At 29.5% G+C, this 21,188-nt stretch carries 10 protein-coding genes and 1 other annotated feature; of the genes, 3 read left to right on the top strand and 7 right to left on the bottom strand.

The annotated features are described in order from the left end of the window. Positions 1-287: 287 nt before the first annotated feature. Complete coding sequence (gene trpS / locus B3630_RS14775) at positions 288-1,286, bottom strand: tryptophan--tRNA ligase (RefSeq protein WP_346899484.1); 999 nt, start codon at positions 1,284-1,286, stop codon at positions 288-290. A 67-nt stretch (positions 1,287-1,353) separates the two neighbouring features. After that, positions 1,354-1,584 (bottom strand) — a binding site (T-box leader). 268 nt (positions 1,585-1,852) lie between these two features. Here trpS and B3630_RS14770 point away from each other — a divergent pair. Next, positions 1,853-2,119 carry a hypothetical protein gene (locus tag B3630_RS14770; RefSeq protein WP_346899482.1) on the top strand — a complete coding sequence of 89 codons (267 nt, stop codon included), beginning with the start codon at positions 1,853-1,855 and terminating at the stop codon, positions 2,117-2,119. A gap of 45 nt (positions 2,120-2,164) precedes the next feature. Here the strand turns inward: B3630_RS14770 and B3630_RS14765 are convergent, their stop codons facing one another. Both B3630_RS14765 and B3630_RS14760 read right to left on the bottom strand, forming a co-directional pair. Then, entirely contained in the window at positions 2,165-10,780 is an 8,616-nt protein-coding gene (locus B3630_RS14765) for a GH36-type glycosyl hydrolase domain-containing protein (RefSeq protein WP_346899480.1), read from the bottom strand. 294 nt (positions 10,781-11,074) lie between these two features. Then, entirely contained in the window at positions 11,075-12,376 is a 1,302-nt protein-coding gene (locus tag B3630_RS14760) for a M18 family aminopeptidase (RefSeq protein WP_346899478.1), read from the bottom strand. A 153-nt stretch (positions 12,377-12,529) separates the two neighbouring features. Here B3630_RS14760 and B3630_RS14755 point away from each other — a divergent pair, with 153 nt between their 5' ends. Together B3630_RS14755 and B3630_RS14750 are read left to right on the top strand one after the other, a co-directional pair. Beyond that, positions 12,530-13,708, top strand: a complete 1,179-nt coding sequence (locus B3630_RS14755) for a cation diffusion facilitator family transporter (RefSeq protein ID WP_346899476.1) — start codon at positions 12,530-12,532, stop codon at positions 13,706-13,708. Between the two features lie 75 nt (positions 13,709-13,783). Further along, the gene (locus B3630_RS14750; RefSeq protein WP_346899474.1) at positions 13,784-14,872 is read left to right on the top strand and encodes a PRK06851 family protein; all 1,089 of its coding nucleotides are present in this window, start codon (positions 13,784-13,786) and stop codon (positions 14,870-14,872) included. 59 nt (positions 14,873-14,931) lie between these two features. Here B3630_RS14750 and B3630_RS14745 read toward each other — a convergent pair whose 3' ends face one another. The 4 genes from B3630_RS14745 to B3630_RS14730 all read right to left on the bottom strand — a co-directional run bounded on the left by B3630_RS14745 (position 14,932) and on the right by B3630_RS14730 (position 20,942). Beyond that, positions 14,932-17,052 carry a HelD family protein gene (locus tag B3630_RS14745; protein ID WP_346899472.1) on the bottom strand — a complete coding sequence of 707 codons (2,121 nt, stop codon included), beginning with the start codon at positions 17,050-17,052 and terminating at the stop codon, positions 14,932-14,934. Positions 17,053-17,186: 134 nt separating this feature from the next. Continuing rightward, complete coding sequence (locus B3630_RS14740; protein ID WP_346899470.1) at positions 17,187-18,278, bottom strand: dipeptide epimerase; 1,092 nt, start codon at positions 18,276-18,278, stop codon at positions 17,187-17,189. A gap of 243 nt (positions 18,279-18,521) precedes the next feature. After that, positions 18,522-18,896 carry a PqqD family protein gene (locus tag B3630_RS14735; protein WP_346868989.1) on the bottom strand — a complete coding sequence of 125 codons (375 nt, stop codon included), beginning with the start codon at positions 18,894-18,896 and terminating at the stop codon, positions 18,522-18,524. A 117-nt stretch (positions 18,897-19,013) separates the two neighbouring features. Then, complete coding sequence (locus tag B3630_RS14730) at positions 19,014-20,942, bottom strand: OPT family oligopeptide transporter (protein WP_346899468.1); 1,929 nt, start codon at positions 20,940-20,942, stop codon at positions 19,014-19,016. Between the last annotated feature and the right edge of the window lie 246 nt (positions 20,943-21,188).

Below are 21,188 nucleotides of genomic sequence, written 5' to 3'. Positions count from 1 at the left end.
TAAAAACCTTACAATTTCATTAAGAAATTATTACAATTTATACATCTTTCCTTTATTTTATTTTAACCATATGTGATAATGCAATCTTTTCTTCCTTTGAAAAAGAGGATGTTCCTATACACTTCCTAATATTCTACAAAGGATATACATAAACAAGTTCCTATTATTTTAACCATAAATACTGATGTAGTAGCAGATATTAATTTGAAAAAAGATTAAAAGGTACTTTATATAAACTAATAAATAATAGTTTATATAAAGTACCTTTAGTATTAATACTAATAATATTAATACTGAACCAATCCTATTTTCTTTTGCATCTTTCTTAAAGTCTTAGAAGCTACATAATTTGCCTTTTCTGCTCCAACTTTGAAGATTTCTTCTAGCTTCCCTTTGTTATCTAAAAGCTCTTTAACTTTCCTTTGAACTGGTTCAAGTTCTGAAACTACAGCCTCTGCTACATCTAATTTAAATTGGGAATAACCTTGCCCCTTATATCTTTCTTCTATTTCCTCCATAGATATGCCTTTAATAGTGCTTAAAATTGTCATTAAATTTTTAACTCCTGGTTGCTCATCACAGAATTTAACTTCTCCTACACTATCAGTTACAGCTCTGGATATTTTTTTTCTTATGATTTCTGGTGGATCTAATATTAAGATATATCCATTAGGATTTTCTTCCGACTTAGACATCTTCTTTTCTGGATTTTGAAGGTCCATTATTTTTGCTCCAGCCTTACCTACGTATGGTTCAGGTATTTTAAAGGTTGGACTGTATAATTTATTAAATCTGTCAGCTATATCTCTTGCTAATTCTAAATGCTGTACTTGATCTATTCCAACTGGCACTACATCTGTTTGATATAACAATACGTCAGCAGCCATTATAACCGGATAACTAAATAATCCTGCCCCTATACTTTCTCCACTATTTTTAGATTTATCCTTATACTGGGTCATTCTACTTAGTTCTCCCATATAGCTATGGCAAGTTAAAAGCCATGCAGCTTCAGAATGAGCTGGTACATGAGATTGTACGAATAGTGTATTCTTCTCTGTATCTATTCCTGCAGCAATATAAATTGCTAGTACTTCTAAAGTTCTCTTTCTAAGTTCAGCTGGTATCTGCCTTACTGTAATTGCATGCAAATCTGCAATAAAAAAATAACATTCATATTCATTTTGTAGTTTTACCCAATTTTTTATAGCTCCTAAATAATTTCCTAGTGTTAAATCCCCAGAAGGCTTAATTCCACTTAACATAACTTTTTTCTTATCTTCCATGTTTTTTCTCCTTTCAATTCGTAAAATTATTCCATTTAATTGTAAATAAAAGCCCTATGGAATAAATCCATAGGGCATAAATCACGCGGTACCACCTATTTTGAGATAATAAAACCTCACCTCTTTCAGACACAAACATATCCTAGCTCTATAACGTGAGCATACGTGCTAGACTACTTTAAATTCACCCAACATCTCAGCGACCCATTCATATCAAGCATAACTGCGATAATCTCACCATCTATCACTCTCTGAAAATCTGTTTTTAATACTACTTACTTCGCCTTACCGATCAATTAATAATAAAGTTATTTAATATTACATTAAAGTTATTATAATTCTTATATTATATTATGTCAATATTAGAAATTGTTATTCTATTTTTTAGTTTATCTATCTCTAACCTTACTATATGATTATTTTTATTTAAATTAGAATTATATAAAAGCCCATAAATTTCTAGTATTTATTTACTGCATTGAAGCAAACTAAATATATTAAATAAATTTCAGTATTTCAATATAATTTTAAAATATATCACCACTTACTTTAAGGAGGTATTTTATATGGATTCAAAAAACAATTCTAGTAAGTCTAATGGTGCAAAACCTTATGGTCCTAATGAAAGAGACTTTTTAGATGCTAGTACCAAACCTGTAAAAGCACATTCTCTTGAAGACTATGTGCTGCTTCCAAATCATGTTGTAGATCCAATTGTGGCAAACAACATCTCTAATGCAGAATTTGATTATACCTATAACGAGGAATCGGATCTTCTAGGCTTTGAAGATCAACCCTTAGAATCAATAAATAAAAACACTCCAACTAAATAGTAAACAATATAGGAATTGCAATAAAAGCAATTCCTATATTGTTTATTAAATATTTACTTTTACTTCATGTTCTCCATAAGAGGTAACAGGTATTATATCTCCTTCTATAACATTCCCATCTAATGTTATGGTAGAATTACCACTTCTAATTACTTTGATATGATATACAGCATTTCCATATACATAGTCTATAGAGTATTCTTTAAAGTCTTTTGGTACACATGGTTTAATTTTAAACCCTTTTCCCTCTATTAATCTAAAACCCAATATGTGTTCTAATGCGATAGTATACATCCAACCTGAGCTTCCAGTATACCAACTCCATCCGCCTCTTCCTTCATGAGGTTCCACCGAATATATATCTGCAGCCATAACATAAGGCTCTGTCTTAAATACATTTGCTTCCTCTATGTTTAAACTATGATTTATAGGATTTAGCATGGAATATATATTATATGCTTCTTCTCCTCTTCCTAGTTTTGCAAGAGCTAAAGCTACCCACGCAACTCCATGGGTATATTGTCCTCCATTTTCCCTTACTCCAGGTACATATCCTTTTATATATCCTGGTTTTAAATCTGATTTATCAAAAGGTGGGCTCAATAGTAATATAATTTTTTCTTTAGGCTTTACTAAATATTTTTCCAAAGAACTCATAGCTATATTAGCTCTTTCCTTATCTCCTGCTTCTGATATTACAGACCAACATTGTGATAGGGCATCTATTTTACATTCCTGATTTTCATGAGATCCTAGTGGAGTGCCATCATCAAAGTAAGCACGTTTATACCAACTTCCATCCCATCCATGAATCTCTAGATTTTCTTTAATAAAATCCATAGTCTTAATATATTTTTCATAATTATCCTCATCCTTTTTATATATGCATAGATCCTTAAAATCTTTTAATATAGCATATAGGAACCATCCAAGCCAGATACTCTCTCCCTTACCCTTATTTCCTACAGTGCTCATTCCATCATTCCAATCTCCACTTCCCATGAGAGGAATATTATGGGAACCAAACTTTAAGCTTCTATTTATAGCTCTTATACAGTGATTGTATAAGGATTCTTTTAAATCTGATTTTGATGATACATTATACCTTTCATCTTCTCCTTCTCTTAAAGGCTCATCCTTTAAATATCCAATCTCTTCATCTAAAATCTTATAATCTCCAGTGGTTTTAACATATATACAAGTAACATATGGTAACCATAATAAATCATCACTAAATCTAGTTCTTATTCCACTATTTACAACTGGATGCCACCAATGTTGCACATCCCCTTCTTCAAATTGTCTAGTAGCACTATAAAGAATTTGATTTCTAGCAATTTCAGGCTGTATATAAATCATTGGAATGGAATCTTGTAATTGATCTCTAAATCCATAAGCTCCTCCACATTGATAAAATGCTGTTCTTGAAAATAATCTACAACTGATAGTTTCATAAGGAAGCCAACCATTAATCATGAAATCTAAAGCTTTATCCTCTGTTTTTATCTTTATCTTAGTTAAAAGCCTTTCCCAATAGCCTTTTACCTTTTCTAACTCTTTCTCAACTCTAGTTATATCTGAAAACTCTTCAAGGGAATTTTGAATTTCTTCAACACTGTCTTCTGCTCCTAATATAATTACCAGTGATTTTTCTTCATTAGCTCCTAATCTTAAGTAAACTTTCTCACTAAGAACTGGTTCTAATCCTGAACCACACCTTCCTGATAAGCTTATAGTGTTCTGTTCAGATAAAGTATCCATATCTTCTTTACTTACAATAAAATCTCTTTCATCTCCACTAAAACTTTCATTTTTTCCTCCACTTATTTTTAAATAAACATGACTAGATGAAAAATCACTACTATATGGATTGATTCCATATATGTATTTGTTTTCTTTATCTATTACAGTGTAAATCTTCTTATAATTGTTTTCTCTTAAATCTCCTAGACACAATCTTGCAATATAAGTAATTCCTATATTTCTCTCCTTATCTACTAAGTTATTTAAGCTAACCTTAATAAGTTTTGCACTTCTCTCCTTTGAAGGAAATACAGTAATTTCCCCCAGTATTCCACTTTTACAATGAGTAAATTTAGAATATCCAAATCCATGAGTTATTACATACTCCCCTTTATCTCTTATTGGTTCAGGAGTTATTGACCAAAGTTTATCCCCTTCCTCTAGATATAAAACTTCACTAGGGGTATCTTCAATGAAATCATTATTCCAAGGAGTAATTTTAAATTCTCTACTATTTTTATACCAAGTATAGCTACTACCAGACTCACTTATATTAAATCCAAATCTATTATTATTGGCTATAACATTTATCCAAGGAGCTGGTGTAGACATTCCGTCCTTTAGTATAATTGTATATTCTCCCTCATTATTAAAACCTCCATATCCATTAAAAAAGCTTAACTCTGAAGTTTCTACTTTAGGGATATTACTATCACTATAACTTAAATTAGCTTCTTTTAGTTCACTCATTTCCCATATATACTTTCTTGAGTCATATGGATAATCTTCATTTTTCATGGCTTTTTCAATTTGTTTTAATAAGGGGCCTTCTGATCCGTCTACGATTATTGCTGCAATAGAATAAAGCAAATTTAAATCTTCTTTAGACATTTTTTCATTATTAATTATAAATATGCCACCTGAAGTATTTTCTCGTCCATTTAAAGAGCTATTCAATATTATTCTTTTTAGTGCACTATCTAGAGGCTTTTCATAGCTTATTTCCTCTTCATTAATGACTACAATATCAAACTTTAATCCCTTTTCTTCTAAATATCCATGGCAATTTATAAGCTGTCTTAAGATATCACTTTCCTTTTCCTTGTTAATAGTTAACAATACAATAGGTAAATCTCCTGAAATTCCGTAGGCCCAGAGATTTCTTTGACTTCTACTTAGATTAATTAAGTTATTTATTCTCTTTGTATAACTAAAGTTATTAAATAATATACTACTTGCAAACCGCTCATAAATAATCCCTTGTGTTGGTTTTATTCCTTTATTAATAAGACTTTCTTCTACACTCAAAGCAGATCTTAGGACACTTTCCTCTAGAATATTAATATCTTGATAATTTCTTGACTTATTTAATACATCCTCCTTAGAGTTTCCTGTTATTGTTATATATTTTATAGATTTGCTTTCACCTTTAGGAATTTTTATTATTCTCTTAATTGCAATTATAGGATCTAATACATTCCCTACATTATTTTTTAAAGGTTCATTTTCTTCTAAAGCTATAGGATTTTCTTTTGAATGATTTCTTCCTATAAAACTTAGCCTTGCCGTATCGTACTCTGTTTTAAATTCCTCTTCACCTATTGTACTTTCAAGAGTATATATGTCCCTGTCTTTTTCGCTACGAGGTCTGCGCTTTGCAAGTATTCCACTTAATTCATCTATATATTCTGTAGTAATAAATAAATTCCCAAAAGTAGGGTGTGATATATCTCCACTGTATCCTTGTAAAACTACTTCACTGTAACTAATAATTTCTATAGTTTTTTCTTCACTACTATTATTTTTGATATCAATAGTTCTAATTTCACAATTATCTTCAGGAATTACTTGAACTATGGTATTTATTTCTAGCTCTCTCCAGTATTTTATGAATTCTGCCTTATACAAATAGAAATTAACTTCATATTTATCTCCTTGCCCTTTACAAGGTTCATAGGTAGAAGATGTATATTCATTAGAATTAGTGTCTTTAATATAAAAAAACTTTCCCCAACTACTACGAATCAAATCTTCTTTCCATCTATATACCATTATATTTTTAAACTTAGAGTAGCCACCACCAGCCGTATTTAATAAGATGTTATAATTTTTATTCCCAAGAAGTATGGTTTGGGGATACTTACTTTCTCCAAATTTAAATGTTCTATGGATAGAATATTGCCTTTGCACTTCTTTAACTTCTTGTGAATTATCTTCTTTTCTATCATAGACCACATTCTTACTTATTTTCTCTTGAAGCAATATTTCCACAGCTCTAATCATAGGGATTCTATGAAATCTTCTTTGAATAATATTATTATTCATCACATTATCTAAAGCCAATAAACTCATTCCTAGATGATGTATCATATAAGATCTTACTATTTCAAACTTTTTATTTTTTATTCTTTTATTTGTATAATCAATAGCTTCATAAAATCCATATCTTCCATAACATTCAAATTTTAAGAGACTTCTTATATTTGCCATAGACTTAGGTACATTTTCCATAAGCCCCATAATAGTAGAATATGGTGATACTACTAACTCTTCTTCTAATCCTCTTTTTATACCAATTTTAGGTACACCGAAGGCTTTGTATTGATAGTTTAAATCTACATCAAATTTATAGTAGGCACTTTCTGAAATACCAAAAGGAACCTTCCTCTTATCTCCATATCTTATTTGACCTTCCATTACAGACCTATAGGTTTCATCTAACATAGAATTCCTATAATTTTTCATTAAAATTCTTGGCATAAAGTATTCAAACATGGTTCCACTCCAACTTGCCAATCCTTTTCTACCATACATTAAAGTTAAGGATCTATTTAAAGCAAACCAATGAGATGTTGGAACTATTCCCTTAGCCACTGCAATAAAACTTGTTATTCTAGCTTCTGATGCCAATAAGTCATAGTAATTACTACTTAATGATTCATTGTCTACATCATAGCCTATATGAAATAACTCTCTTTCATCATTATACAAAAACTTAAAATCTGTATTATCTATAATTCTATTTAGTTCAGCTTCAATTTTTGTAAGTTGTTTTAATAGTGTACCTACTCTTTCTTTACATAAATCTATATTCTTATTTATTCTTTCTAATTGAAATTCATTTAAATTATTAGATATAAAATTAAACCCTTTTATAATATCATATATATGCCCTAAACTATCACTACTAATAATTCTAATTATATTTTCATACTTGCTTCTAGGTAATAGCTTTATATCATCTATGAATGGAAATAAAAATTTAATTTCACTTAAATAGTCTTTTATATTATCTAATAGTTTTTTATTCCAATAAGCACTATCTATATTTTCTATATCTTCCTGTACAATACTTTCAAAGTTATTTAATATATTATAAAAAGTTAATATATCTTTTCCTTCTCTTTTTATTCTTTCAATAACATTAAGGTACATATATTTTTTTCTTTCATCCTCTAGCTCTTCCATGGCAAGATAAACAGTATCCTCTATGCCCTCAACACTATTATTAAAGTAAGGTGTGCTTCTTAATTCCTTTAGTGCTTCTTCTATGGTATATAAATAAGATACTAGATTTCCACTATCTACTGTAGATACATATCTAGGTAATAGTGGACTAAGTGTCTCAACATCATACCAATTATAAAAATGCCCTTTACAGGTTTCTAGTCTTTTCAAAGTATCTATAGTTTTACCTAAGTTTTCTATACCTTTAACTGTTCCAATATACCCCATATCTATAGCAACAATGTTAGAAATTAAAGTCATACCTATATTAGTAGGAGAAGTTCTCATAGCTAATCCTCTATATGGTTCTTCCTGATAATTATCCCCGCCAAGATACTTAGTATCCTCAGTGATAAAGTCTTCAAAATATGCCCAAATCCTTCTAGTTAACCTTCTTAAAACCTTATTATCGTCTTCACTTAATTTTACTGTTTCATCATTAATATTCTGACCTATAATATATGCTATTATTGGACTAATAACCCATATAATACAACTTGGTATCATTACATAAAAGGTATCTAAGCTACTTCTCCATGCTACCACCATAATACCTAAAGCTATTACTATCTCTTGCCACATGTATTTAAAATAACTTATAAAGTCTTTTCCTGAAGACCTTTCTGCTTCCTCAGCCGTTTGCCATTGTAATAAGTTTTTTTTACTTATTATTAATCTGTATAGAGTTCTTATAATGGCATCTACCATTAAATATGCCTTAAAAGGAAGAAACGCATATAAAAAAAATACTTGCTTTAAAGCCATTTGGAAATTTTGAACTTTTCCACTTAGACTTATTCCATTTATAGGCGAAACTATATTTTCTGACATGTTAAATAGAATAGGTGTTATTAACGCAATGAAAGCTGACATATACCACTTATCTATACCATCAGGAAGAATTCCTCCTAAAGAGCAAAGTAATAAGATTAACATAGAAGGAGCCATTAAGCTTCTTCTTAAATTATCTATCATCTTCCACTTAGATAATCTATTTAATTTATTTTTCTTTAATATATATGGTAATAGTTGCCAATCACCTCTTACCCATCTATGAAGTCTTTTACAACTTGCAATAAAGTTAGAAGGATATCCATCTACTAACTCCACATCTGTAAGCAAAGCCGTTCTTGCTAAAGATCCTTCTAATAAATCATGACTTAGAACTTGATTTTCTTCAATTGCTCCCTGGGTTACCTTTGTAAATACATCCACATCATATATGGCCTTACCAGTAAAAATACCCTCTCCAAATAAGTCTTGATATACATCAGATATTGCAAATGTATATATATCAATACCTGCTTCTCCTGAGAATACTTTAGAAAAATAAGTTCTATTAGCACTTTCTAAATCTATACCAATTTTAGGTTGTATTATCCCATAACCTCTCCAAACAGTCCCATCTTCCTTTATATAAGCTCTATTTAACGGGTGAAGCATTGCACCAATTAAAATCTTTGCTGATTCTCTTGGAAGTATGGTGTCTCCGTCTAAAGTTATAACATACTTTACTTTAAAAAGTTTTTCGGCACCTTCACTAAAAACACTATAAGTGGTATTTTTATCTCCTCTTATAAACTTATTAAACTCTTCTAGTTTTCCTCTTTTTCTCTCCCATCCTAGCCACTTATTCTCCTTTTCATTAAACTTTCTATGTCTACATAAAAAGAAAAAATGACCATTATCTTTCTTATACTTTGTATTTAACTTATTAATTTCTTCTAAACAAAATTTAGATATCACTTCATCTTCTGCTTCTTTTTCTCTATGACTATCTATAAAATCTCCCAATATAGCAAAATATAGATTTTCATCATTATTTCCTAAATAATAAGTTTCTAAATTTCTCATTAAACTTTTAGCTTTGTCTATACTTTCTATTAGCGTAGGAACTACCACACAGGTGATTCCTTCTTTAGGAATTCTATCAGATACATTAATTTTAGGTAATACATTAGGTGTACTTAAATTAGTAATACTCCAATTTAAGATGGATACCACAACCTCACTGAGCGGTATAATAGTAACTATTCCAGATAAAATATATTTAGATATTGATATATTAGTATCATTTATATAGCTCCAAGTTATAAATCCTCCCACTAGTGTGGCTGTAAGAATAACAATAGTTCCTATATAAATACCAACAGCTCTTCCCTTTATCATATTTTTTAACTTTTCAAATCCTTTAAAATCAATATTCAAAATATGATTAAGCTTTTTTCTACCACTGTCAATTAGATAATATCCCACATGATTTTCAAATTCTTTATCATTATTTACTTCTGCACACTGTAGTACTTTTCTAGCAACAAATGTCTCAGAAATTTTATTTTGTCTAGCTATTTTTTCTAAAACATGTCTATAATAGTCTTTGGAATAAAAATCCATAGCACTATAAACCATAGCAGGATCTTTACTTAATATTTCTTCTACTTTATTGCTAATATTAAATACTTCTTCCCAATTTATATTATCTAAATTTCTTAAACCATTAATGCTACTACTAATGGCTGTAGAATAGATACCATCACTTTTATTAGAATCTATAATAATCTTATCTAAAGTAATTTCATTTTCGCTTAACTTATCTTCTATCCATAAATTTAATTCATCGTAATTTACTCCATTATCTCTTAAAACTCTTATTAATGCATCCGCAAAGTATTCTGTAAATTTAATATTATTCTCTGATATAAAATCCATAGCTCTCTTCATATTTTCTTCATTATAATACTTAATAATCCTATCAGCTAATCTTTCTCCTCTATGTCTATCATTTGCTTTATCCACTATCAATACTGAGCTTTTTCCTATTATCTCTAAATAGGCTATTTTAAGCATTATAGGTAAAGCCCATAATTCTCCCATAGTTAATATAGTTGTTTCTTGATATCTTTTTAAAAATTTATTAATACTATCTCTAGTTAACTTATCTCTATAAATTCCTAATATTTCTCTTGATACAGCATAAATTCTAGGATACCCTTTTAATGCTCCACTTTTTAGTATAGGTAGTGATTTTAAATATTTCTTTGATAAATGTTTTTTTATAAATTTATACTCTTTTTCAATAACATAGATATTATCTAATATCCATTGTGTTCCTTTTATCTTGAAATATTCTCTATTTTCATCCACTTTAAATAGATTATGGCACCCCAATATATTATTAAAATGCTTATCTAAATTGGAAATTAAATCATTCCTACTTATTTTTTCAATTTCTCTATGGTCTCTGGCTATATCATCAATAGCATCTTCCAATTTCTCTTTATTTTCTGCTAAAAAACTATTGTCACTAATCTTAATATATGCTCTTCTCTTATTTCTATTTTTGATTACATACATAAGAAGAACTATGCTTAGTATAAGTATTAAATTTACTAAAATAAATATGTGGTCCATGGTGCTATCCCCTTTCAATGATGCTCAACTATTATTATTACCAAATTAACTTAAATCTATAATAGTAAATATTTTTCTATCCTATGGATTAGCCTTCTCTTATAGCTAAATAAAAGCCATCTAAGAAAAGTAACTTTATATCTTACTTATCTTAAATGGCTTCTTTATATATGCTATTGTGAACTACCTTTAGTTAATACTCTATAACTACCTGGTCGCACATTAAATTTTACTTCTTTCCCATCACTAGTTTCAATAATTCTTCCTTTGTTAGAAGGAGTTTCTATAATTATATTATATTTTGTAAAACTCTATAAAGGATTTTGTTACATAACTATGATCCTTAACTCCTGCAAACTCTCTTATAGAATGCATAGCAAGGGTTGAATTTCCAATATCTACAGAACGTATATTCAAATGTGTTGAAGAAATTGGTCCTATGGTTGAACCACCTCTTAAATCTGAACGATTTACAAACTTTTGTACTGGTACTTCTGCTTTTTTACAAATAGACTCATATACAGCAGAAGAATCTGAATCACTAGTATATGCGCAATTTGCATTTATCTTTATAACAGGACCTTTATTTACAATTGGTCTATTAGTGGGATCTGCCTTTTCTGGACTATTAGGATGAACTGCGTGAGCATTATCTGCCGAAATAATAAATGATCTGCTAAGTGCTCTAAAGAACTCTTCTCTCCCTTTTCCTAGACAAAGAGTAATTCTTTCTAAAATATTTGCTAACATATCAGAATCGGCTCCTTGTTTTGTAGAGCTTCCAACTTCTTCATTATCAAAACATACCATTACATTTATGCCTTCAGTTATTGGAGCTTCTTTTAGTGCCTCAATTCCAGCATGAACCATTTGAAGGTCATCTAATCTACCTGAAGATATAAATTCATCTTTTAATCCAACAATACATCCCTTTTCAAATTCATAAAGGAATAAATCAAAATCTATAATATCCTCTTTATTTACCTTCAATTCCTCAGCTAATATATTTATTAATACATTATCCTTTTCTAATTCTTCAGTTACCATTGCAAGTAGTGGAAGTGTATCTTTTTGTGGATTTAATTCTCCTCCAGAATTGGCTTCCCTATTCATATGAATTGCTAAGCTAGGTATTATTAATATTGGTTTCTTTATGTTCACTAACCTTAACTCTGGATTAAGTAAATTTTCACCTTTTAAAGCAACTCTTCCTGCTACAGATAGCGGTCTATCCATCCATGTACTTCTTATTAAACCACCATAAACCTCAGTATTTAATTTAATATAATTATTTTCTGATATAATTTCACTATTTGGTTTTATTCTAAATGTAGGTGAATCTGTATGAGCACCTATAATTTTAAATCCATGGTTCTCAACCTCACCATTACCTACAGTAAATGCAACTAATGCAGAACCATTTTTAGTAGTATAATATTTACCACCATTTTCTAATATCCATTTATCCTCTTCCTTTAATTCCTTAAACTCGCAACCTTCAAGAGAATCTTTAACATTTTTTACTGCATGAAAAGCAGTAGGGCTTTCATACAAAAAATCTATAAGTTCTTTAGCAAACTTCAATTCTTTTGACATAATTAATCCCCTCCTTAAAACAAAATACTAGTAATAGTATACCAAACTTTTACTACATTTCCTACGAATTTTGTGATTTTCCCTAATTTATAACATGTTCTCGTGTTATACTATAGTTATGAGAAAAAATATATTGATAAAGAGGTGTAATAATTGATTTCTCAAAAACTTATAACAAAATTTATTAGAAATAGTGAGGATATAAAAAATAAAAAAGTCAGAGAACGCTATGGATATCTTGGTGGAGTTATTGGTATTTTAGTAAATCTAGTTTTATTTTCAATTAAAATCACTGCTGGACTTTTAGTTAATAGTATTGCTGTAATTGCTGATGCTTTTAATAATCTCTCCGATGTTGGTGCTTCATTAGTAACTATCTTTGGATTTAAACTTTCAAGTAAACCAGCGGATAAAGAACATCCCTTTGGACATGGAAGAATTGAGTACATTTCTGGTCTTATAGTTGCATTTTTAGTAATATTAGTTGGCTTTGAATTTATAAAAAGCTCTTTTGAGCGAATTAAAAACCCTGTTTCTGTAGAATTTTCACTGCTTCCATTTATTCTTTTAATCATATCTATATCATTTAAAATATGGTTAAGTAGGTTCTATAGAGGTATAGGTAACAAAATAAATTCTTCCGCTCTTAAAGCTTCTTCTGTAGACTCAATAAGTGATGTAATATCTTCTTCTACTGTAGTTATATCACTATTAATCTCAAAATTTACATCACTTCCTATAGATGGATATATTAGTCTAGTTGTTTCCTTTGTAATTCTTTATGCAGGATATAACCTAATTAAAGATACTTTAAATCCATTACTTGGAGTTGCTCCTGATGAAGATTTGGTAGAAGATATTCAAAAAATGTTATTATCCTATGAACATATAGATGGTGTTCATGACTTGCTAGTTCATAATTATGGCCCTGGAAGAATAATTGCTTCTATTCACGCTGAAGTTCCTCTTGATATTTCTGTTGTTGCTGCTCATGAGGTTATAGATAGAGCTGAAAAAGAAATTTCTTCTGAACTGGGTATATATCTGCTAATTCATATGGATCCAGTAACTACAAATGATGAGGAGATTCTTATTGCAAAAAAAGAATTGGAAGAAGTTTTAAATAAAATTCCTCATATATCTTCTTTTCATGATTTTAGAGTAGTAGGTGAAGGTGACTATAAAAATCTAATATTTGATGTAGTAGTTAAGAATGACTTTATAATAACTAAAGAATCAGAACTTAAATTACAAAAACAAATAAATGAGGAAATTAAGAAAGTTTCTCCAAATCACAACGTAATAATTACCGTAGATGCATCTTTTATCTAATTAATTTGAATTTTTATTAACCATTTTTAACTTATATAATATTATGATAGTGTAGAAATCATTGGAGGATTAATTATGACTGGAATATCCACTCACTATTTTTTAGGTGGCAATACCGGAAAAGGCTTTTACTCTCACTTTAATTATATTATTTCCCAAAAGGATGCAACTAGAATTATTTGCTTAAAGGGCGGTCCTGGCACAGGAAAATCTTCCCTTATGAAAAAAATTGGAAAACACTACATTGATAGAGGATATGATGTAGAATTTCATCATTGTTCTTCTGATAGTGATTCTTTAGATGGAGTTCTAATTAAAGAATTAAAAGTAGCTATACTTGATGGTACATCTCCCCATATGATAGATCCTATTACTCCTGGTGCAGTAGATGATATAGTGAATATGGGAATATGTTTAAAAGAAGAGAATTTTAAGAGCATAAAATTTAGCATTTTAGCTGTAAATGAAGAAATTGGAAATTCCTTTAGAAGAGCTTACAGATTTTTTGCTGCTGCTAAATCTATTTATGATGATTGGTATACCTTTAATAATGAAGCTTTAAATCTTTATGAACTTAATATTTTAAAAGAAAATTTGAAGAATAGAATTCTTCCTAATACTTTCTCATCACTGGGTAAAAAACGCCACCTATTTGCAACAGGATTTACTCCAGAGGGAGTTATAACTTATATTCATAATATAATAAAAGACATGTCCAGTGTTTATATACTTAAAGGCTCTCCTGGAACTGGCAAAACTCGTGTTCTTGAATATATTGCAGATGAAGCTATTCGAAGAGGTCTAGATGTAGAGATTTTACACACTCCACTAAATCCTGAAAAAATTGAACATTTATTAATTCCTGAATTAAAGGTTGCTCTAGTAACATCAAATGAAATTACCAAAATAGAATTTCATGGCGAGGAATATGATATGGATAGTCTATTAGATGCAAATTATATTGAAAAAAAACAAGATGATATAGACGATGTTTCTTCCATTTTTTACATCTTGCTTCAAAAAGGTCTTGATTGTATAAAAACAGCTAAAGATTTACATGATGAATTAGAGGAATTCTATGTTCCTAATATGGATTTTAATAAGGCCGACCAAATATATGACGAAGTATTAAATAAAATTCAAGGATATGAAGAAAGCTTATAATATATTATAAATAAAAAGTAATAGCATCACAGGGTGCTATTACTTTTTATTTCTATTTTTTATTTCTTAATAACTACTAAATTATGAAGTGCTCTTGTACACATTATATACATTAAATTGTCTTTGTATCTTTCTTGGATGTCCTCTTCAATTATAATAGCTCCATCAAATTCTAAACCTTTTGCATAATAGCTAGGCATAATCATAGAGCCCTCGGCAATATGAAGATTCTCTTTATCTATAAGCTTTAATGAAATATCTTCTTTTAACAAATCATATATATACTTAGATTGAGATAAATTTTTAGTTATAATAGCTATATTTTCAAGATTTTTTTTCTTCAAGCTAGATGCTAGCTCTATAATATTTTCTTTTATATCTTTCTCATCCTTTACTATTATCTCATTAACAGAATCTCCAGTTCTAACCATAGGTACTATGGAAATATCATCTATATACCTATTACTATATTCCATGATTTCTTTAGTTGAACGATAACTCTTATTTAACTTAAACATTTCAACTGAATCATCACCAAATATATCTTTAATACTATTTAAAGAAGAATTATTTCCAATAGGTATTAATTGCTGATTACTATCTCCAACTATAGTCATAGATTTAGTATTTACAAGTTCTTTTAATACTACAAATTGTAGTGGTGAATAATCTTGAGCCTCATCGATTACTAAATGTTTAATTTCTCTATTAAGCCTTAAGCCCATAAGTTTAGCCTTTAGATATAATATAGCAACCAAGTCTTCTTCTGTATATTCTTTATCACCATTAAATTCTTCATATATCTTTTCTATATTTTTTCCATCTAAATAACTTAATGTAGCTTTTACTTCTATTGCATCTCTTACTAATTCTCTTATTTCTAACTTTCTTTTGAATTCTAAATCATTTATATGAAGTATTAATTTTTCAGGGGTAAACTCTTTCTTTTTCTCTTTATACTTCATCTCAATAGATCTAAATTCTTCATCTCTCACATCCCTAATTCTAGAGAATAAAATTCTTTTAATTTTTTTACTTCTTCTAAATAACGGAAGTGAAGTAAAGTCTTTTGTAAACATGCCTTTTATCTCTTCTTTAGTTGCTATAACTTTGTCTCTAAAGAAAACTCCATCACTAAAATAACTATCTTCTTCTAATTTAATAATAAGTTTATCTAGATCGTCCATAAATTTTAAGGATCTCTTATAAATAATTTCTTTCTCAAAACCTTTATCTTTATTAAGAATTCTTTCCATAACATCTTTAATATCTATAACATCATCTACATCTACTAAATCTAAAGCTAAATCTAAAAATGTAGTTTGGAACACTCCTGTCTCTCCTAAAGTTGGAAGAACATTTGAAATATAATCTATAAATATTCTATTAGGCCCTAATATTAAAACCTTATTTTCTAAAAGATTTCTATAATTATAAATTAAATAAGCAACTCTATGAAGTGCAATAGTAGTTTTACCACTTCCAGCTACACCATCTACAACTAGTATCTTATTCTTATCTTTTCTTATAATCTCATTTTGTTCTTGTTGTATAGTCATAACTATGTCTTTAAGCTTATCTGAAGAGTTTTTGCTTAATACCATTTGAAGAATATCGTCTTTTATATCGATATTAGAATTAAATAATCCCTCTAATTTACCTCTCTTTATGATATATTGAACCCTTCCTAAAATAGAAGCTGTAACTTCTCCTTCAGGTGAATTATACTGTCCAATATTTCCTGTATTATTATAAAAAAGTGCTGAAATTGGAGCTCTCCAATCTATAATTAGTGGTTCAAAGGTTTCCTCTAAAGTTACTCCAAACCTTCCAATGTATATATCTTCTATTCCATAATCTTCTTCTCTAAAAGTAACTTTACCAAAATAAGGAGAAGCTTTTAGTACTGTTAGTTCTTTTAATTTTCTATCAGTGCTTTTAAAATTTTCTTCTTTTACGTAGTTTTCATGGTCAAAATACTCTATTATCTTATCATCATCATCTTTAAATTCTTCTAAAGCATTTTTTCTGTATTCTAATATGGCATTGGTTATATGCTTCCTTTTCTCTATACACTTAAGAATTTCATCATTTATTATTTTTATAATATGTTCTAATCTTTCTTCTTCTATTGCAACCTCTAACTGTTTCTTTAATTGGTCTTTAAGATCATTTGACATAAAACCACTTCCTTTATTAGATATTAGATTCTTATAATGAATTTTCATAGCAACTTATTATAAGTTCTATATTTTAATCATAAACCCCTTCATCTATGCAAAATTAATATAATATATAGATACATAAAGTTTTCTTATACTATTTCTTCCCAACCTATTATATCAGTAATTCCAAGACCAGGTTCATCGGATAAAGTGATTTTATTTCCTTCAAACATTGCTCCTCCAACTATAGGATCCTCTGCAAAGTATAGCATTGTATCTAAATCTGCCGTTATCATATTTCCTCTTGAAGCTGCAAAACTTGCTGCTGCTGTGATACCAATTTTGCTCTCTAACATACAACCGACCATACACCTTATACCCATGGTATCTGCCATATTATAAATTCTTATGGCATTTTGTATCCCTCCACATTTCATCAGTTTTATATTGATTAAGTCACAAGCTCTATTCTGAATTACCTTAAAAGCCTCTGGGGATCCAAACACTGATTCATCAGCTAAAATCATAGTGTCCACATTATCTTTAATAAATTTCAATCCTTCGATATCCCAACCTTTAACTGGTTGTTCTACAAACTCTATATCTAAATCTAATTGCTCTATCTTCTTAATTATCTTTATTGCATCTTTAGGTGACCAGCCTTGATTACCATCAACTCTTACTTTTATTCCTTTTCTAATAGCGCGTCTAATAAATTTCACTTTTTCAAAGTCTGATTCTACATTATTTCCAAGCTTTATCTTTATATTAGTATAGCCATCTCTAGTAGCTTCATAGGCTGCATTTATCATATTTTCCATCTTATCATCATCTTGTATAGTTATATCTGTAAGTACCGTTGAATTAAAGCCTCCTAATAACTTATATAATGGAGTATTTACTCCTTTACTCCAAAGATCATATATAGCAATTTCTACAGCTGCTTTTGCACTATTATTTCCTCTAATGCATTCATCCATAACTTTAAAAATACATTGAAGACAAGTAAGATCCATTCCCTTAATAAAAGTAGTAATATGTTTAATAGCACCTACAATTGAACTTTCTGTCTCCCCCGTCACTCTTGGTGCTGGCGCTGCACTTCCTATTCCCACATCTCCATTTTCTGTAAAAATCTTTACAACTACTTCGTTAGAATAATTATAAACTCCGTTTTTAGTTACGAATGGTTTTTTTAATGGCATTGTAATTCTACCAACTTTAACATCTGCAATAATCATTTTTATACCCCTACTACTTATAAATTTATATTTTTAATATTATTAATCTATTCGGATTATATTCATATAAAATATGCTTAAAATATGCTAGATTTTTTTACATTTTCGTAAAAATTTCTATCTAGTCAAGTCATAATTATACACCAAAGCCTAAAGTAGTCAAGCCATATAGTAGATTGTTTTTGTTCAATTTATTTATTTAAATAGTAGATATTACTCTCAATGTCTACATATTTCCTAATATCAACCCTGGTTATTTTTTATTCCTATAAACTTTATCCATCTTTTTCTAGCAATATATCTTATGTACATTACAAGCCTCTCTATAGCTACTTCTTCCGTATCACCTAATCTCCTTGCCATTTCAAGTGCAATATCATATATACTTCTTTTACCATCTATTAAAGTCCATGCTAACGAAGATTTATCATCAAAGACTATATCACTAAGGTTATTTTTTTTCACTAACCATCTTGCAAACTTTTCTATAGGTTTGTTATGTTCAAAGTATAAAGTAACTATATTATTTTCATTAATTTTATAGTTATCATGTTCGATTTGAGGAATATATAAAAGAAAATTCTTTTCTTCTTTATTTTGTGTTTTTTTACCTTTCATACAAATCACCTGCAAATTAGTTAAGAGCCTAAACGGCTCTTAACTTTAATATTATTAATAATTATATCCATATTTTTTAATATTATAAGAAATATTATCAGTAATCATCATTTACCTTTAAGTTCTTTCATTATCTCCACTACAAGAAATAAGATAAATAATTACTCCAAGAATTATAAATATCCCTGTTGACAATATAGAGTTTTGGGTTATTCCTTCAAAATTAAGTCCAAAGGCCACATTAAGTCCTAAAGTAGCAAACGCTGCTACTACTATACCCATTAATGCGTCTCCAGCAACTAATCCAGAAGATATAAGAATACCTCTCTCCACTTTTTCTTTCATAAGAGATTCATTTTTCTTAAATTTCTTCTCAACAAATATTCTAATTATACCACCTGATAATATACCTGCATTTAAATGTATCGGTAAGTATAAACCAAGAGCAACTGGTAGTACTGGAAGACCAGATATTTCTGCAAATATAGCTATAGATACTCCCACAAACACTAGTACCCAAGGTAATTCACCAGTCATAACACCTTCTATAACCATTGACATAAGAGTAGCTTGTGGTGCTGGCACTGCTTCTGATCCAATTCCATATGTATTATGAAGCATTAATAATACATATCCAGAAACTACAGCACCAAATATTAATCCTAAATACATTCCAATTTGTACTTTTTTTGGAGAACCACCAATTATAAATGTAGTCTTTAAACTTTGAGCTGTACCACCAGCAACGGCTATGGCTACACATACTATACCACCTACCATAACAGCTGTAATCATTCCACCTTCCCCTATATTACCAGTTATCTTTAATATGGCCGTAACAAATAGTAAAGTAGCAATAGTCATACCTGATACAGGATTATTTGATGCACCAATTATACCAACCATTCTTGCAGAAACTACTGCAAAGAAAAATGAAAATACTACTGCCATTAGTGAACCTATTATTCCTACTCTAATTTGCGGCAATAACCATGCAAGAACAAATACTAGTATTGCTGAAGCTATCACCCAAACAATTGGTGGATCTTCATTTATTCTAGTAGTTACACCACTTTCTTTTTTACCTATACCTGACATGGCTTCTTTAAAAGATCTAATAATGGTTGGTGCAGATTTTCCTAGAGAAATGAATCCTCCTGCAGCAACCGCTCCCGCTCCTATATATCTAATATACTTACTCCNNTATATATCTGAAGCTCCCATCTCAGAGATTAACATAGTTGAAGGAAATAAAGGTTCTGGAACTGTACTACCTATATACTTAATAAGTGGTATTAATCCAAGCCAAGCTACAAGAGATCCTCCAAACATAAATGCCGATGCTTTTGTACCTACAATAAACCCAACACCTAGAAGTGAAGCTAATGTATCTATTCCAAATACAGAATTTTGATATGCAGGTATAACCCATTCTGGTCTTTCACTCCAAAGAGCAAATCCCCCAGAAGCTAACTTATAACCTCCTCCAATTCCAAGACCCATTAAAACCATTTTAAATCCACTACCACCTTCACTTCCATTAACTAAAACTTCAGCTGCAGCCATAGACTCGGGATATACTAAATTCCCATGCTCCTCAACTATTAAAAATTTTCTTAGCGGTGTAACAAAAAATATACCTACTAGCCCTCCTAGAAGAGTAACAATAACTATTGTAGAAATCCTTAAGGTAATTCCCCATAAAATAATTGCTGGTAGTATAAATATAATTCCACCTGCTATAGATTCTCCAACCGCTGCAATTGAAGCAACCATATTAGCCTCTAATATATTGTTTCTTTTAAACACCCCTTTTAAAATTCCTGTGGCAAGTATTGCCCCAGGTATACCTGCTGAAATTGTAAGACCAACCTTTAATCCTAAATAAGTGTTTGCAGCCGCAAATATCATTGTAAATACTGCACCCATTAGAAGAGAGTAAACACTTGACTCAGGCATTGCTGTTGTAGTTGATATAAAAGGCATGTAATCATCACCTTTTATACCACCATAGGCAGTATGTGATAACTTTTTATTATCTTTCATTTATAATTCCTCCTTTGTAAAATATATCAGTCACATTGATTACACACTTTTAGACTTATTTTTAATATTTACTTTTCCTCTTATTCCACTACTTACCACTTTGTTTTATTGACGATTTTAGTTATTGTTAAATTACCTTATACCTTTAAATATATTTTATGGATATGAATTTATCTTTCCCTAAATATAGTTTGATTATTATTTTATTTAGCATACATTTAAATAAAAAAAGGGGGCGTCGCAAAA

It is taken from the genome of Clostridium sp. UBA7503 (assembly GCF_002477055.1).
Classification (GTDB): Bacteria; Bacillota; Clostridia; order Clostridiales; family Clostridiaceae; genus Clostridium_J; species Clostridium_J sulfidigenes.
Note: the sequence above shows the minus strand (reverse complement) of the source record. Positions and strands in the feature narration are given on the sequence as shown.

Excerpts from the sequence above, each read along its gene's own strand:
- B3630_RS14750 (WP_346899474.1), top strand. The coding sequence starts at position 13,784 with ATGACTGGAATATCCACTCACTATTTTTTAGGTGGCAATACCGGAAAA.
- B3630_RS14735 (WP_346868989.1), bottom strand. The coding sequence starts at position 18,896 with ATGAAAGGTAAAAAAACACAAAATAAAGAAGAAAAGAATTTTCTTTTA.
- B3630_RS14760 (WP_346899478.1), bottom strand. The coding sequence starts at position 12,376 with ATGTCAAAAGAATTGAAGTTTGCTAAAGAACTTATAGATTTTTTGTAT.
- B3630_RS14745 (WP_346899472.1), bottom strand. The coding sequence starts at position 17,052 with ATGTCAAATGATCTTAAAGACCAATTAAAGAAACAGTTAGAGGTTGCA.
- B3630_RS14740 (WP_346899470.1), bottom strand. The coding sequence starts at position 18,278 with ATGATTATTGCAGATGTTAAAGTTGGTAGAATTACAATGCCATTAAAA.
- trpS (WP_346899484.1), bottom strand. The coding sequence starts at position 1,286 with ATGGAAGATAAGAAAAAAGTTATGTTAAGTGGAATTAAGCCTTCTGGG.
- B3630_RS14765 (WP_346899480.1), bottom strand. The coding sequence starts at position 10,780 with ATGGACCACATATTTATTTTAGTAAATTTAATACTTATACTAAGCATA.
- B3630_RS14770 (WP_346899482.1), top strand. The coding sequence starts at position 1,853 with ATGGATTCAAAAAACAATTCTAGTAAGTCTAATGGTGCAAAACCTTAT.